17 protein-coding genes and 2 pseudogenes are annotated in these 14,799 nt (G+C 66.9%); 10 read left to right on the top strand and 9 right to left on the bottom strand.

All coding sequences use genetic code 11. The features are described from left to right. The first annotated feature begins 53 nt into the window (after positions 1–53). A complete protein-coding gene (locus ACV7NQ_RS41350; protein ID WP_463364133.1) occupies positions 54–1,553 on the top strand; it encodes an NF041680 family putative transposase in 1,500 nt (499 codons plus the stop codon). A 379-nt stretch (positions 1,554–1,932) separates the two neighbouring features. Here the strand turns inward: ACV7NQ_RS41350 and ACV7NQ_RS41355 are convergent, their stop codons facing one another. Further along, positions 1,933–2,220: an IS66 family transposase gene (locus ACV7NQ_RS41355; RefSeq protein WP_463366010.1), complete on the bottom strand. Its 288-nt coding sequence runs from the start codon at positions 2,218–2,220 to the stop codon at positions 1,933–1,935. A gap of 105 nt (positions 2,221–2,325) precedes the next feature. Next, complete coding sequence (locus ACV7NQ_RS41360; protein WP_463366146.1) at positions 2,326–2,475, bottom strand: hypothetical protein; 150 nt, start codon at positions 2,473–2,475, stop codon at positions 2,326–2,328. Positions 2,476–2,493: 18 nt separating this feature from the next. Here ACV7NQ_RS41360 and ACV7NQ_RS41365 point away from each other — a divergent pair. Further along, a pseudogene (locus ACV7NQ_RS41365) lies at positions 2,494–3,160 on the top strand (tyrosine-type recombinase/integrase). Positions 3,161–3,204: 44 nt separating this feature from the next. Here the strand turns inward: ACV7NQ_RS41365 and ACV7NQ_RS41370 are convergent. After that, on the bottom strand, positions 3,205–3,831 hold the full coding sequence (locus ACV7NQ_RS41370) for an ISAs1 family transposase (protein WP_463366011.1): 627 nt from the start codon (positions 3,829–3,831) through the stop codon (positions 3,205–3,207). A 348-nt stretch (positions 3,832–4,179) separates the two neighbouring features. Here ACV7NQ_RS41370 and ACV7NQ_RS41375 point away from each other — a divergent pair, with 348 nt between their 5' ends. Then, on the top strand, positions 4,180–4,575 hold the full coding sequence (locus ACV7NQ_RS41375) for a VOC family protein (RefSeq protein ID WP_463364475.1): 396 nt from the start codon (positions 4,180–4,182) through the stop codon (positions 4,573–4,575). 2 nt (positions 4,576–4,577) lie between these two features. Then, positions 4,578–4,946, top strand: a complete 369-nt coding sequence (locus tag ACV7NQ_RS41380; RefSeq protein ID WP_463364476.1) for a VOC family protein — start codon at positions 4,578–4,580, stop codon at positions 4,944–4,946. Between the two features lie 195 nt (positions 4,947–5,141). Here the strand turns inward: ACV7NQ_RS41380 and ACV7NQ_RS41385 are convergent. The 3 genes and pseudogenes from ACV7NQ_RS41385 to ACV7NQ_RS41395 form a co-directional block, all read right to left on the bottom strand. Then, positions 5,142–5,444: pseudogene (locus tag ACV7NQ_RS41385) on the bottom strand (aldo/keto reductase); the annotation flags it as partial. Positions 5,445–5,848: 404 nt separating this feature from the next. Then, positions 5,849–6,607, bottom strand: coding sequence for a PP2C family protein-serine/threonine phosphatase (locus ACV7NQ_RS41390; protein ID WP_463364477.1), 759 nt, complete (start codon positions 6,605–6,607; stop codon positions 5,849–5,851). 145 nt (positions 6,608–6,752) lie between these two features. After that, on the bottom strand, positions 6,753–7,097 hold the full coding sequence (locus ACV7NQ_RS41395; protein WP_463364478.1) for a hypothetical protein: 345 nt from the start codon (positions 7,095–7,097) through the stop codon (positions 6,753–6,755). 575 nt (positions 7,098–7,672) lie between these two features. Here ACV7NQ_RS41395 and ACV7NQ_RS41400 point away from each other — a divergent pair. The 6 genes from ACV7NQ_RS41400 to ACV7NQ_RS41425 all read left to right on the top strand — a co-directional run bounded on the left by ACV7NQ_RS41400 (position 7,673) and on the right by ACV7NQ_RS41425 (position 11,825). Then, on the top strand, positions 7,673–7,975 hold the full coding sequence (locus ACV7NQ_RS41400) for a hypothetical protein (RefSeq protein ID WP_463364479.1): 303 nt from the start codon (positions 7,673–7,675) through the stop codon (positions 7,973–7,975). Positions 7,976–8,537: 562 nt separating this feature from the next. Then, positions 8,538–9,983 carry an alpha/beta fold hydrolase gene (locus tag ACV7NQ_RS41405; RefSeq protein ID WP_463364480.1) on the top strand — a complete coding sequence of 482 codons (1,446 nt, stop codon included), beginning with the start codon at positions 8,538–8,540 and terminating at the stop codon, positions 9,981–9,983. Further along, complete coding sequence (locus ACV7NQ_RS41410) at positions 9,980–10,489, top strand: SLOG cluster 4 domain-containing protein (protein ID WP_463364481.1); 510 nt, start codon at positions 9,980–9,982, stop codon at positions 10,487–10,489. The genes ACV7NQ_RS41405 and ACV7NQ_RS41410 overlap by 4 nt, the downstream gene beginning before the upstream one ends. A gap of 94 nt (positions 10,490–10,583) precedes the next feature. After that, the gene (locus tag ACV7NQ_RS41415; protein ID WP_463366012.1) at positions 10,584–10,895 is read left to right on the top strand and encodes an FAD-dependent monooxygenase; all 312 of its coding nucleotides are present in this window, start codon (positions 10,584–10,586) and stop codon (positions 10,893–10,895) included. Continuing rightward, positions 10,823–11,005, top strand: a complete 183-nt coding sequence (locus ACV7NQ_RS41420; protein ID WP_463366147.1) for a hypothetical protein — start codon at positions 10,823–10,825, stop codon at positions 11,003–11,005. The genes ACV7NQ_RS41415 and ACV7NQ_RS41420 overlap by 73 nt, the downstream gene beginning before the upstream one ends. Further along, positions 10,995–11,825, top strand: coding sequence for an SGNH/GDSL hydrolase family protein (locus ACV7NQ_RS41425; protein WP_463364482.1), 831 nt, complete (start codon positions 10,995–10,997; stop codon positions 11,823–11,825). Before ACV7NQ_RS41420 ends, ACV7NQ_RS41425 begins: the two co-directional genes overlap by 11 nt. A 90-nt stretch (positions 11,826–11,915) precedes the next feature. On the opposite strand, the gene ACV7NQ_RS41430 is transcribed toward ACV7NQ_RS41425, so the two are convergent. From ACV7NQ_RS41430 to ACV7NQ_RS41440, 3 genes are all read right to left on the bottom strand, one after another. Then, complete coding sequence (locus tag ACV7NQ_RS41430) at positions 11,916–12,239, bottom strand: ribbon-helix-helix domain-containing protein (RefSeq protein ID WP_463364483.1); 324 nt, start codon at positions 12,237–12,239, stop codon at positions 11,916–11,918. Beyond that, on the bottom strand, positions 12,232–12,510 hold the full coding sequence (locus tag ACV7NQ_RS41435; protein WP_463364484.1) for a hypothetical protein: 279 nt from the start codon (positions 12,508–12,510) through the stop codon (positions 12,232–12,234). The genes ACV7NQ_RS41430 and ACV7NQ_RS41435 overlap by 8 nt, the downstream gene beginning before the upstream one ends. A 236-nt stretch (positions 12,511–12,746) precedes the next feature. Beyond that, positions 12,747–14,762 carry an ArnT family glycosyltransferase gene (locus ACV7NQ_RS41440; protein WP_463364485.1) on the bottom strand — a complete coding sequence of 672 codons (2,016 nt, stop codon included), beginning with the start codon at positions 14,760–14,762 and terminating at the stop codon, positions 12,747–12,749. Positions 14,763–14,799: the final 37 nt, after the last annotated feature.

Genomic DNA, 14,799 nt, shown 5'->3' on the forward strand with positions numbered 1-14,799 from the left:
TTCGGTGGCAGTGGCTCGGCGTGTCCGCGTGACATGAAGGCGGCCACCGCTTCATGATCTTCGGGTTCCTGCGAAAGATCCTGAAGAAGAAGACGGTGGCCGTGGCTCAGATTGTGCCCGAGGCGGCGGGTTGTGGCGAGCGGACACGCTCCCCAGGACCGGATTGCCTTGCGGGATTTCGTTGTTCGTTCTACGACAGCCTCGCGGTGCGCGGTGATGCGTTGTTCGATTTGACCGATGCGGTGCTGTGTGCCGACGGGCCGGTGACCACGCTGGTCGGGCTGTCGTTGGCCCCGGAGCACCGTCGGGGGCACGGCGGGCTCTACGACGGTCTGGCTGCCGGGCAGATCCGCGTGGACCGGCTGCGTACGGCGCTGGCGGGTCCGCCGCTGCCCCGCGACACCCACGGCCGGCTGGTGCTGGCCGTGGATGTGAGCCCGTGGCTGCGGCCCGACGCGGTGACCAGCGCCGACCGGTCGTTCTGCCACACCTACTGCCGTGGTAAGGGCCAGGCACAGTTGATTCCCGGCTGGCCGTACTCGTTCGTCGCGGCGCTGGAAACCGGCCGGTCGAGCTGGACGGCGCTGCTCGACGCCCAGCGTATCGGCCGCGCCGACGACGTCACCGAGGTCACCGCCGCGCAACTGCGTGAGGTGATAACCCGGCTGCGGGCCGCCGGGCAGCACAACCCGGGCGAGGCGGACATTCTGATCGTGTTCGACGCCGGCTACGACATCATCCGCCTAACTTGGCTGCTCGCCGACTTGCCCGTCGAGTTGCTCGGCCGGGTCCGCTCCGACCGCGTATTCTGCCTGCCTGCTCCACTGCGGCGGGCCGGCACCAACGGCCGTCCCCGCCGGCACGGCCGGGAAGTCACGCTGAACCAGCCCGACACGCATCCCGAACCTTCCGCCGAAACACGCACCAACACAACCCATTACGGTCAAGCGCGAGCCCGATCATTCAATCGGCTGCACCCTCGCCTGCCCCACCGCGGCGCCTGGGCCGGCCATGACGGCCCGACCCCGGTCATCGAGGGCTCACTCATCGAACTGCGTGTCGAGCACCTTCCCGGCGACCGCAACCCGAAACCGGTGTGGCTGTGGCACTCCCGACCCGACACCACCGCCGACACCATCGACCGGTACTGGCAGGCGTTCCTACGCAGATTCGATCTCGAGCACACGTTCAGATTCTTGAAGCAAACCCTCGGTTGGACCCGCCCCAGGATCCGTACCCCCGACCAAGGCGACCGGTGGACCTGGCTCATCCTCGCCGCTTACACTCAACTCCGCCTCGCCCGCGGCCACACCACAGATCTGCGCCGACCCTGGGAAAAACCCGTCACGGACCCGGCCCGGCTCACTCCCGCCCGCGTCCGCCGCGGGTTTCGCCACCTCCGCCGGAAGACCACTCTGCCCGCCAGCGCGCCGAAACCCTCCCGGCCAGGACCCGGCCGCCCACCCGGGACCAAAAACCAGCATCGCGCCACCCACCCCGACGTCGGCAAACCCACCAAAAAAGGTGCCGCCGCTGACGCGGCGGCACCTTAAATCACAAGCTCAGAGGTTTCGACACGTCAGCAACGATTCGCTTGCGCTCGCCTTCCCGATCCCCACCTGGCGCCTCAAAGACGCCTTTTCCTCATCGCTCACCACGACGGTCTTCAGCCAACGCAGCATGAGGCGGTTTGATACCACCCTCCGCAGGGCGGCACCGAAGGGCCACAACCTTCATCATCCACGCAGCACCGCATCAAGAGTTAGACCTACATCAAACCCTCCTTGCGTTCAGGACACACGAATAAGCCTCAATGCCCCTGACGCACACAGGTTCCTGTTTGCGCAGGGGGCGGTAAACATTCAGCGCCGGTTTTGATCTGGGTTTTGCGGTGACTGTTGGCCCGGCCGGTGCTGCGGTCGGGGTGGCTGGTCAGGCATAGGTGGGTGTGGGGTCCGGTGGCATCCAGGGTCTGCCGAGGAACGCCTCGCGCAGGGCGTCGAGGGCGTTGTGGCCGTGTTTGACTGCGGTGGAGATGTAGCCGCGGATGCGGTAGCGGTCGGTGGTCCGGGCCTCGCTGGTGAGCCGCCCGGAGGTGTTTTGTTGTGTTTTGGCTGGTCGCAGGTCGCGTTCGGCCTGGTTGGAGGTGGGTGGGACGCGCAGGTCGTGCGCGAAGCGCAGCACGTCGGCCTCGCGGTCACGTAGCACTTCCAGCAGCAGGCGAGTCTTGCGTTCCCCCGGGCGGGTGCCGTGGTCGCCTACCGCGACACGTTCAAACTGCTGCTGACCTTCACCGAGTCACGCACCGGAATACCGCCGTCACGGTTAGCGATCAGCGACCTCGGCGCCGTATTGATCGGGGCGTTCCTCGATCACCTCGAACAGGACCGCGGCAACAGCGTCCGCACCCGCAACGCCCGCCTCGCGGCGGTGCATTCGCTGTTCCGCTACGCCGCGCTTACCCACCCCGAACACAGCGCCAGCATCCAGCGGGTGCTGGCGATCGGACCGAAATGGTTCGACCGCACCATCATCGCATACCTCACCGACACCGAGACCGACGCGTTGCTCGCTGCCCCGGACCCCTCCACCTGGACCGGCCGCCGTGACCACACAATGATGACACTGCTGGTCCAAACCGGTTTACGGGCAACCGAACTACGGTCACTCACCATCAGCGATGTCCACCTCAACACCGGGGCACACGTCAGCTGCCTGGGCAAAGGCCGAAAACAGCGGGTCACCCCGCTGACCAAAACGACCGTCTCGATGCTCCGAACGTGGATCACCGAACGCGGCGGTCTTCCCGCCGATCCATTGTTTCCCACCCGAACCGGCACCCGACTCAGCCGCGACGCACTCGAACGCCGCATCGCCAAACACGCCGCCGGCGCGGCCATGAGGTGTCCGACCATCAGCGAGAAGACAGTCTCACCGCACGTCCTACGTCACAGCTGCTATGCGCTTGCTCAACGCCGGTGTCGACACCACCGTCATCGCGCTCTGGCTCGGATACGAAAACGCCTCCACCACACAGATCTACGTCCACGCCGACCTTGCGGTCAAGGAGCGCGCCCTCGCACGAACCGCTCCCACCGACACCAAACCCGGCCGCTACCAACCCGGCGACAACCTCCTGGCTTTCCTGGACGGACTCTGAATTATGCCGACCTGGCCACCAAAAGCCGCTGCCCCTCAATCGACTCACATCACCATCGGCATAACGGCCAGGTCCCCATAAGACGCGTTATGCCGATGTCGGCATAAGGCGTCGATCGTGACCATCAGGCCGGTCCCCCCCAGCATGCGCAGCAGCTTACGCACGGTGGGAATCTCATTGGATTTCGCGGCGACGGCGAGTTGACCGAGAACCAGCCCAGCGCGATGGGCATACACCGACACCAGATGCGGTGCCCGGCCACCGCGAGCCCGCGCACCACGAACCGTTTTGCCGTCCAGCGCGACCGCCAACAACCCACCGCAGTCACCATCGACCGAGGTCGCGGCCACGATCATGAAGTACTCGCCCAGCCGACGGTCCAGGTCGGCGGCATCGATACGGGTCAACACCGACCGAAACGTCTTCTCGCTCGGCCGCCTCAGCGGTATCCCTAGCTCGGCGAGCACTTCCGCCGGAGCGGTCCGAGCCCAGGTCGCGAACCCCGCGAACGAGCGCATACCGGCCGCGGCGGCCAGGATCGCGATCGCCAGCAACCCGGCCAAAGGGTAGCGACGACTCCGCCGATCACGCGGATCCGGCACCTTGTCAAGCACTTCCAGCAACGATGGGGCGACACAGTCATCCGTATCGACCCGATGCCGGGTCAACATCTCCACAACAGAGTCGGCAGGCGATAGGGTAACAACGGGCACGGGCAGACTCCGAGATCGACCAAGCGTAACAGACCTTCATCGTCTCCGAGGAACCCGTGCCCGCCCATCAACCCGACACCGCGTGTCGCTCAACACCTTTCCCCAGCTCACCGGCACCGAAACACACAACGCCGGTGCCCTGCCCCACTGCCTCGGAAAGCACTCTCATGCCGCTTACGTCGCGGTCAGCTGTGCGAGATGAGCTGCGGCACAGGACATCCGCACATGTCGATGAGCGGATGGCAGGCGAGCAGTCGGTCTGCCCCGCACCGATGAGTTCGTCGGCCTCGTGCCGTCTTTACCGATATGACTACACCCATGATCGGCAGTTTGTTGTTGTCCAGCACCGACCCTGTCCGCCTGCGTGACTGGTACGCGGCGGTGTTCGCGCTGAAGGTCGACCGCACACCGGGCGAGCCCGGCTACGATGTCCTGGACTTCGGCGGCTTTTATGTTCTGATCGACAGCCGCGACGACGTCGGGGCCGCGAACCCCGAGCCCGGTCGCGTGATCCTGAACGTCGATGTGGACGATGCGCGGGCGGTAGCCGGTCGCGTCGATGACCTCGGAGGGCGGTGGCTGGCCGAGCTGGACGATCGCGACGGCAGTCTGTTCGCCACCGCGATAGACCCTGATGGAAACTATGTTCAACTCATTCAGCTGAGTCCGGAGCATCGGGCCGCGATGGCCGAGAGGGGCTAGTGGTGTTTGCCGACAGCAGCGCGTTCAGTGGGTTTTCGGTGAACGATATCGAGGCGGCCAAGATTTTCTACGCCGATACGTTGGGGGTACCGGTCTCCGAGGAGAACGGGATGCTACAGCTGCGCCTCGGCGGCGGGGGCACGGTGCTGGTGTACCCGAAACCCGATCACAGCTCCGCGAGTTTCACGGTATTGAACTTTCCGGTCCCCGACATCGAGACGGCCGTCGACGAGCTCACCCGCCGCAATGTGCGTTTCGAACGCTACGAATTCGCCGAACAAGACGAGAACGGCATACACCGCGGAGGCGGTCCCCTGATTGCCTGGTTCACCGACCCCGCGGGCAACGTCCTATCCGTCCTCCAGCAGTAACGCATCAGACCGAATCGCACGTCCGCATCCAGCCTCGGCGGTTGCATAAGGGCATACTGATCGGGTGCCGACTTCCCGGCGGGGTCCGCGCCTCGGACATCCCCGGCGCGGCTATGCCCGAGTTGACGGTCTTGGCTAGACGACGTGTCTTGCCCGCCAGCATCCCTGCCGCAGCGGGCCCCGCCGGAGCCGGACTCAGTTCCCCACGCCGAGACTGGACATGAACGCCGACGGGTATCGGTCGCCGCGCACCGCGCCCGCCGGCACCGCCTTCTCGATCTCGGCGAGGTCGTCCGCGGTGAGGTTCAGCTCCATCGCGGGCAGCGCCTCGGCCAGCCGCTCGCGCGTGCGAGCGCCGACCAGCGGCACAATGTCCTCGCCCTGTGCAGCCACCCACGCGATAGCCAACTGGGCGACCGTGCACCCTTTCCCCTCGGCGACCCGGCACAGAGCCTCCACGAGAGCGAGGCTGTGTTCCACGTTCCCGCTCGAGAACCGCGGGCTGAAGCCGCGGCTGTCGCTGGGGCGTAGCGAGGCCGCCTACTCCGTCGCCACCATCAGAGGCGCTCTCGCACGGTACCGCGGCAGCGAACAAGCACGTGCCCTCATACCCGGATAGCCCATCCGCCCACAGGATTTGAACCTGCGAGCCTCCGGTACGCATTCGGCGCGCGGTGCCAGGCCGCTCCCCAGCATCGGCAGCGCGAGGCTGGCGTCACCGGCCGGGTCGGATCATCTCTTGGGGCAGATGCCGCCCGGTGACGCCAGTTCCTCCGAGTGCCCATACGGGCACCAAGGGCGGATCCAGAATGCGATCCGGCCAGTGTGCTCATCGGCTGTGGCTGTCGATTGCGCACAGGCTGAGATTCGTCGCATCCAAGCGTTCGGTTTGGATTATCGACCTAAACCCTCGGCATAGCCGAACGGCAGTCCACCACCAGGGCGGTGGCGTTGTCGGTCCCGCGTGCCCCGAGGGCGGTGTTCACCAGGGCGTCCGCGGCGAGTTCGGCTGTAGTGGCGTCGGCGAGTATCGACTTGATCGTGGCCATGCCGAGGCGCCCATGCACACCGTCGGTGCTCAGCAGCAACCGGCCGGTGCTCGACCCGGTGACGGCGTGCCCGATGTCGATCGGTCGGGTGGTGCGCGCCGAGGTGGTGACGAGGTGATTCATGCGCGGCGTCGGCACCTGCCCGCGGGCGCGCCAGAACTCGGCGAGGGTGTGGTCGGTGGTGATCTGGTGCAGCACCCGCCCGTTCCACCGGTAGGCGCGACAATCACCGACCCACGCGATGTCGCAGGGTTCGTCGGGTCGGGCGTCGGACGGCAGCACCGCGACGACGAGCACGCTGTCGGCCTCAGATTGCGGGAACTCGCGCAGCAATTCCTGTTGGGCCGCAAGGATTCCAGCCTTGGCGCCGAGGTGGGCGCCCACCCGCGCGGCGACCGCCGCGACGGTGCGTGCGGCCCTTGTGGCCGGGAGATGATCGCCGACGCCGTCGGCGACGACAAACGCGGTGCGCCCCATCATCGAGTCGGTGCAGGTGGTGACGGCGTCGGCATTGATCGAGCGCAGGCCGCTCCTACTCGTCGAGGCCCACCCAACACTGACAGGTCGCACCATCTCGGGTCGCGCGAAGCGGATGGTGGCTGCAGTGTGCACGGCCTGACCTCCTCGGACTGAAGCTTGCTTCGTGCGGTCGAAGCCCTATTTCAGTCAACCGCGAGAATCCGTGAACGACACTCGAATCACTTATGGGCTTCCTGTGAAACCGAATTGCAACACTCCGGGTCGGGATGCCGTCGATTCATGAGCGACTTCGAAAATAGGAACGGTCCGGTATGAGCAGGCCCGCGTCGACGAGAGTGGCGAATGCCGCGGCCTTGCGCGCGCACCTGTCGACATCGCAGCTCATATGTTGCTGCATCACGGTGTGGGCTTGGGTGACGGTGAAGGAGGTGCCGGGGGCGGCGTGGGCGGGCGCGGGCGGTGCCGGGGCGATCGGCACGCCGCTGCCGGGTGCGTGATCGTCATGGCGTCGGGATGTCAGCAACAGGGAGGGGAATGTGATCGGCCCGCGAATGCTGGGCCAGGTGAGAGTGGCAACCGCGACAATCCAGACCGAGACTACCGAAATGTGCAGTGGGGTCATCGAATCGACCACCTGTCTTGCGGGTGAAGAAATCCAGAATCGGTGCGGACGCCATGGCCTCGCGTCACCGTGCGTGGGCAGCGGCTTCGCTGTCGCCGGTACCCCGACCAGTACCGACCGTAACTCCCCCGGAGCGACTGGCAGCGCCGCTCAACAGGAGCCGGTGTAGTTGCCGCGAAAGCTGCTGCGGCGATGCCGGTACCCCGTCAGGGGCGACCAGCACACACAGCATACGTGGATGGGGTCCCACTATGGGACCGATTCGGTGGTCAGTTCACGTTACGTAACAGCCCGTGTGGCCTGGATGTGCGCGCAGACCTCCTGACCCGCAGCCGACTAAATTGGGTTCGCACCCGGTGGGCCGAATTCGCCAGTCAACAGTCGTCGGGGGTCCGATCGAGGGTGTCGCTCCGATCCGTGTCGATCCCATCAGCGCCGGTTGAATGTGCCGTTAAATAACGGTACGATACGTAACGGCGAGATTGATTCTCTTGCGTCCGAAGGGAATTGATGTCGACCCGTCCAGTCAGTCGGTCACCGACTGGACGACGCCTACCGAAGTGAGGAAGTTTCCGATGACCCAAAACATCGACACCGGACCTACCCGGCGAACGATTGCCCGCGTCGCGATCGCCTCCGCGATCGCGCTGACACCGGTAGCCGCAGTTGCGACTCCCGCGCTCGCGGACACGCCTGCGGCTACGCAGGCGCAGCAAGGCGACGAGATTCACGGCGGCCGGGGACACGGCGGCTGGAACGGATACGGCTGGGGCGGATACGGCGGCTGGGGGCAGGGCCTGTGGGGTAACCCGTACGGCTTCTGGGGCAACCCATACGGCATCTGGTTCCCCAGGCCCAACAGCGGCAGCGCATACTGACCGACAATCGCGCCCTCAGCGATATTCGTCGCACACCGTGGATCCTCGACAGCGTGCCGATGCCCAGCTCGGCGCGCAGTCGCACCGCCACCCTTCGAGGCCGGACAAGCCCATGCCCCGCACCGATGTCCACATCCGCACAACCCATGCACCCGCGCCACCACCCAGCACATACCCGCGACATCCGGCGGCACACCGGCGGTGATCCTCTAACAACGCGTTCGTGGGCTGCCACGGCCACGTCGGCGATTCATCGAATGCAGTACTGCGCGAACCGCATTCACGCAATCGGCGCGCCGACAGTCGGGTCGTGGAGTCACATCCACTGCCACGAAGCCAGTAAAGCTCGAGGCGGCGAGCCGTCTAGCTCGTTCGGTCGGTTTCGGAGCGCAAGGGGCGACCGCTACGAATTGCTCGCCGATCGCGAGCGGGTAGCCGAACCGCATTCAGGTTGCGGCAATCTCACGCGACGCCGTTTGCTCGGTCGATCTAAGGCCTTGTCCGCCAAACCTTTCCGATCATGCAATCTTGCGTGACACGCAATTTTCGGTACCGTTGGGGTGTGGCATTCGTACTCGGGCTCCGGGAGCGCAAGAAGTTGGCGACTCACGAGGCGCTGGGTTTCGCGGCGCTGCGACTGGCGGTGGAGCGTGGGCTCGATGACGTTCTCGTCGAGGACATTGCTGCGGCGGCAGGCGTTTCGACGCGCACCTTCAACAACTACTTCGCCAGCAAGCCCGAGGCCATCTGCGCGCTCGCGGTGGACCGGGCCCGGCGGATCGCGGACGGATTGCGCGAGCGACCCGCCACGGAGCCGTTGTGGCCCGCGGTCATCCACGCGGTGCTCGCCGAGTTCCGCGACGCCGAAATCCCCGATCCCGCGTGGACGAAGGGCGTGCGGCTGATCACCGGCGCGCCTGCGCTGCAGGGTGAATATCTCAAGGCGCAGGGCGTGATTCAGGACGCGCTCGCCGAAGCCATCGCGGAGCGGACCGGCCGCGATCTCGACGCCGACATGTTCCCGCGCATCATGGCGGGCGCCATCTCCTCGGCGCTGCATGTGGCCATTACCCGGTGGGTCGATGCCGATCCGCCGGTCGCGGCGCTACCGGTCATCCGGGAAGCGTTGCGGCAACTGTCCTTTCTCCCAGGAGCCTTTCCCATGGACGTTCCGACCCACCACACCCTGACCGTTCCCGGCGCCACGCTCTACTACGAAATCCGTGGCGCCGGACCGTTGCTGCTGCTGATCCCCGGCGGCAACGGCGATGCGGGCACCTTCGACGCCCTCGCCGAACGAATGGCCGACCGCTACACCGTCGTCTCCTATGATCGGCGCGGCTTCTCGCGCAGCCCCCTCGATGGGCGGCCGGAGAATCGCGTCGAGAACGACGGCGCCGACGCAGCGGCACTACTCACCCGCTTGTCCGACCAACCCGCCCATGTGCTCGGCAGCAGTTCCGGCGCGATCGTCGCGGTCGAGTTGCTCAGCAAGCACCCGGAGTTGATCAATACTGTGGTTGTGCACGAACCTCCCTTGGCTACGTTGCTCCCTGACGCCGACGAGTGGCTGGCTTTCCTGGACGGTATCCTAGAGCGGAGCCACACCGAGGGCACTCTCGCGGCGATGGCCGCATTCTCCGCGGCAATCGGCCTGCAGATGCCGCCGCGGCCGCCCGCCGAGGAGCTGCCGCCCGATATCGCGGCGATGTTCGCCAGGATTCAACAGAACCTGCAATTCTGGATGGAACACGAACTGAGCCAATACCCCCGCTACACACTCGATATCGCGGCGCTGCGGGACGCGGCGGCGAAGCTCGTGCTCACCGTCGGACACGACTCCAAGGACACGTTCCCCGGCAGGCCGAATGTCGTGCTCGCCGAACGGTTGGGTCTCGAGGTCGTCGAATTCCCGGGCAATCACGTCGGTTACGTCATCGCCGCCGACGGATTCAGTGCGCAGCTGGCCGGATTGTTGGCCAGCCGTGCCGGCGCGCCGACCCCGTGACATCCCCGCGCGGCGAGCAGCCGACCGCACCACCACGACAGGTCGCCGTGTGCGGGCCTCGCGACTGCACGGATGCGGAGGCAGCGCACGCCACCGAGGTCGGTCGACTGCTCGCCGGGGCGGGCGCGACGGTGCTGTGCGGCGGCGGCACCGGAGTAATGGCCGCGGTCGCCGAAGGAGCCTCTCGCGCTGGTGGACTCGTCATCGGCGTCCGTCCTGATACCGACCGCGCCGCCGCCTGCTCCGGCCTGTCGGCGGTGCTCTACACCAACATGGGCGAAGCGAGAAACGCGATTCTCGTGCGCTCGGCCGACGCGGTCATCGTCATCGGCGGATCCTGGGGCGCGCTCTCCGAACTCGCGCTCGCCCACCACCGCGGCGACATCCCCGTCGTCTCCCTCAGCGGCTGGCAACTGCTCGACGCCGCCGGAAACCGTGTCGACGCCGGGTATGTCGCTACCGACCCCGCCGACGCGGTCCGCCACGTACTCGCACAGAGCAGCTGAACAGTCGAGGCCAATGCACCACGACGTCCCAATGCCGACGCGCCGTCCCAGCCGATCGACGACCGTGGTCGAACGGCACCCGTCCACGGCGATCATGCCCCAGGCACGGGGGTTCAACCCGCGCACGATCGAGGTCTACCGTGGCCTCGGTCTGGAAGCGGAGATTCGCGGGCGTCAATCGATACTGGCCGATATGCCGGAGATGATCGGTGCGGAGACCTTGGCCGGGCAAGAACGTTTCCGCGTCGACGTGCTCGCCCAGGTTCGGCCGCCTGCGACGATGAGTCCCACCGACTGGGTCATGATCGACCAGGACGATTTGGAACGCATCTGGTGGCCGCGGACGGCAACCGCGCGGGCATACGCAACCAGCTCGGCATCGGCGCGGAGGGGCCCGGCATTCTGATCCATGCCGTGAACTTCGTCTTCGATGCCGAGAACGACCGGACCATCTGCGCCAGGATTCGTCAGAGTATCGACCGCGCGACGACCAGGAAGGGCGAGAGTGACGAATAATACGCAGGCTGACGGCGGATCCAGCGAACCGCGCCGAGGTTTGGCCGCATGGCGCGGGAAACGGTATGTCGCCCTGGGCAGTTCGTTCGCGGCCGGACCAGGCATTACGCCTCGGGTACCGGATTCACCGCGCTTGGCCGGGCGCTCGCAGCGGAATTATCCACACCTTGTGGCGGCGGCTGCGGCATTGGAACTCGACGATGTCACCAGCTCCGGCGCCACCTGCGATCACATTCTGCACACCCGCCAGTACGGCAGGCCACCCCAGATCAGTGCCGTCGGACCCGCCACCGATCTGGTCACCGTGACCATCGGCGGCAATGACATCGGGCTCACGCCCTACCTGCTCGCCCAGCGCCTCCCCCGACTGCTGCGGCTGCTACCACCGATCGCGAAACTCGCCGACGAATCCGCCACCGACGAGGCGCTGGACACGATCGAAGACCGCCTGCTCGCGGTCCTCACCGCGCTGCGCGAACGGGCGCCGCACGCGCACATCCTGATCGTCAACTACCTCTCGGTGCTCGGCCCAGAGTCCCCGAACGACCCCGCGCCCGACCGGCACTACCGGCATCTCGCCGAAGCCCTTGCCGCACAAACGAAATCGGCCGCCGAGCGCGCCGAAGCAGAGCTCATCGACGCCCGCGCGCCGAGCCTCGCGCACCCGCCCGGTTCCCCCGACGCCTGGACCATCGACTTCTACGTGCCACTCCCTGGCAACACCCGACCCGGCGCCCCCTGCCACCCCACCGACACTGGGATGGCCGCGGTGGCCGACCTCATCGCCGACCGACTGCGCACCCTGACCCCACGCCGCTGAGCGCGGGTGGACGGTGAACCTTCGTGGCGTCCGAGCGCCTGCGGCCAGCTGAAGCAGACACGCGATAGCCACGAACGACGCGCCCGCCGACTACGCGGACTGGCGCAGTGGATGTAAGGCGGCGAGGGCGCGCAGGGCGTCGGCGCGGGAGATGGGCTGGTCATTTTCGAGGCCCGCGAGTTCGAGTTCGATCCAGTCGCGGATGAGCGCGGACATCGTCACGTTGCGTTCCTCGGCGGCCTTCTTCACCCGCTGGTGCAGTTCGAACGGGATGCGCAGCGAGGTGGTGACGGTGACCGTGTCGTCGGGGCGCAGCGCGGGCGGCGCGTCGGCCGGATCGACGGGCTCATGGCCGAATTCGAGGCCGGCCAGGAAATCCTGGACGTCCCCGGGGTTCGTCGGATAGTCAGTCATCGGCGTGCTCCCAACGCTCGAACTCCGCGACCTGCGTGTCGTTCATATCGACGGCACCCAGGATGTCCCACTGCCAGTCCTCGGTGCGGCGGACGGCGACGATGAGTGGCCTGCCTGCGTCTGTGCGGCCCCACACCGTCAGGACCGCCAGCCCGCCGAGGCCACGCGCCCGCCGAGGCCATCGCCGGGCACCGGTGAGCACCTGCAGCACCTCGCGGGGGTCGATCCCGATCAGCGACAGCAATGCCCACTCAGGCCAGTTATAACCCACAAGCAGGGATAATACAAGTGTATTGCACGGTAGCCACCTCGGGTTGCCACAGTTCTGGGTAGACACGGCCGACGTGCCGACCGACCCGGTCGAGCGCCTGTTCCGACACGGGCGGGGGCACTCGGTAAGGAGAGTTCAGCCGAACGATGCACCTGCCGCAACCCCGCAAAGGACCCTTCCGAGCCGCCCTACGCGTGCGTTTTCGTGCCGACGACCCACCGACAGTCTCGGCCGACCTAGTGTGGCGCCACCGTCAGGTCGTACACCGCGACATTGCCGATGTGGACCGACGTGTAGTGCGCGGCAACCCAGTCGGCGATGTCCTTGTGCCCGGTCGGCCGCCACCATCCGCTGTCGGGATTCGTCGGCTGCGCGGGATCCGGAGTGATCCCCGGCTGGTCTTTCACCCGCCATGAGTCGGGCAGCTTCACCTCCTGTGCGAGGTAATACGTCACCTGGTGCGTGCGGACCAGATTCTCGAAGTCGTCGAGCGTCGGCACCGGGTCGTCGGAGGTGAAGCCGCCGATCGCGATCACCGGGGTCCGGCTGGCCAGCTCCAGGGCGGCCGCGGTCGAGGACCGGTCCACCGCGGCCGACCAGGTGGTCGTGGTGTCGCGCAGCAGCGCGGCGACCTGAGGCTCCGTCGCGCCGGTGACGAAGGCCATGACTTCGCGCCGGATATCGTTCGCCGGACTCGGCGGTTCGGGGCGGGCCGGGCCGACCGACGGGCCGCCGCCCAGATGGGCTTGCGGCAGCGTGGCCGCCGCATATGCGGTGGATCCGCCGAGCCCGACGAGCACGCCCGCGATCACGAGCGCCGAGGCCGCCCGGGTGCGCAGGCGTCGTGCCACCGCGGGGAACGCGGCGGCGATCAACCCCAGTGCCACAAGGATCGAGGCCGCAGCGATGGTCCAGCGCAGCCACGGTTGCCAGTCGGCGTTGCGCTGCAGCAGCACGAAAGCCCACAGTCCCGACGCGAGGACCAGTGTGGCGGCACCGATCCGGCCGAACACGTCCGTGCGCCTGTGCCACACCTCGTGCACGCCGAGCGCGAACATCCCGGCCACGGCCGGACCGATAGCCAGGGTGTAATAAGCGTGCATGCCGCCCTGCATGGTGGTGAACGCGATGCCGTCGAAGATCAACCACAGTCCGAAAGCCAGTGCGGCGCCGCGGATCGGATCGGTGCGCGGGGCGCGCCACCGTGACGCGAGCACCACGGCGAACGCGAGTAGCGCGGCGGGAAGCAGCCAGGAGATCTCGAACCCGATCTCCCCGGTGAACAGCCTGGTCGGCCCGGATCCGCCGAAGCCGCCGAAGCCCTGGCCGCCGAAGCCGCCCGGCATCTCGTATCCGGGTGGCAGCTCGAAGCGGTTGCCGCCGTGGTGATTGTGGCCGAGGAACCGCGCGAAACCGTTGTAGCCCAGCACCAGATCCATGAAGGTGTTGTCGGTGGACCCGGCCAGGTACGGCCGTGCGGTCGGCGGCCACAGCATGGTGAGCAGCACATACCACCCGGACGAGACGATCAGTGCCGTGGCCGCACCGAGCAGGTGCACCAGCCGTTTCGGTAGCGAGGTGGGTGCGACGATCAGATAGGTGAGGGCCAGCGCGGGCAGCACCATCAGCCCTTCCAGCATCTTGGCCAGGAAGGCGAATCCGAGCGCGACACCCGCCAGCATCAGCCAACGGGCACCGGCGTTTCGCAGCGACCGGATCGTGCAGTACGCCCCGGCCGTCATCAGCAGCACCATCACCGCGTCCGGATTGTTGAATCGGAACATCAAGGCCACCACCGGCGTAACCGCCAGCACGGTGCCTGCGAGTAGTCCGGCGCCGCGGCTGGCCGTCGCGCGGGTCACCGCCGCGTACATCAGCGCCACCGCCGCGACCGCCAGCAACGCCTGCGGCACCAGCATGCTCGCACTGCTGAACCCGAACAGCTGGCCGGAAAGACCCATCACCCACTGGGAGACGGGCGGCTTGTCGACGGTGATGATGTTGCCGGGATCTAGTGAGCCGAACAGCAGCGCCTTCCAATCCCGCGACCCCGACCAGGTGGCAGCGGCGTAGAAGCTGTTCCCCATACCGTTGACGGTGATGTGCCACAGGTACGCCCCGGCGGTCCCGGCCAACAGTGCGATCAGCCCCACCCGCTCCCATCGCCGTGCCGGGGGCAATCCCACCAGATCGGGCAGCTCGACGGGTTCGGTCACATCGGGCAGGGTCGCTTCGCCGCTGATCGCTGTCACCGCAGGAGTATGACAGGTGCAAACGTGAAAGCCCTGG

The sequence above is a fragment of the Nocardia sp. Tas62D01 genome, assembly GCF_055232035.1.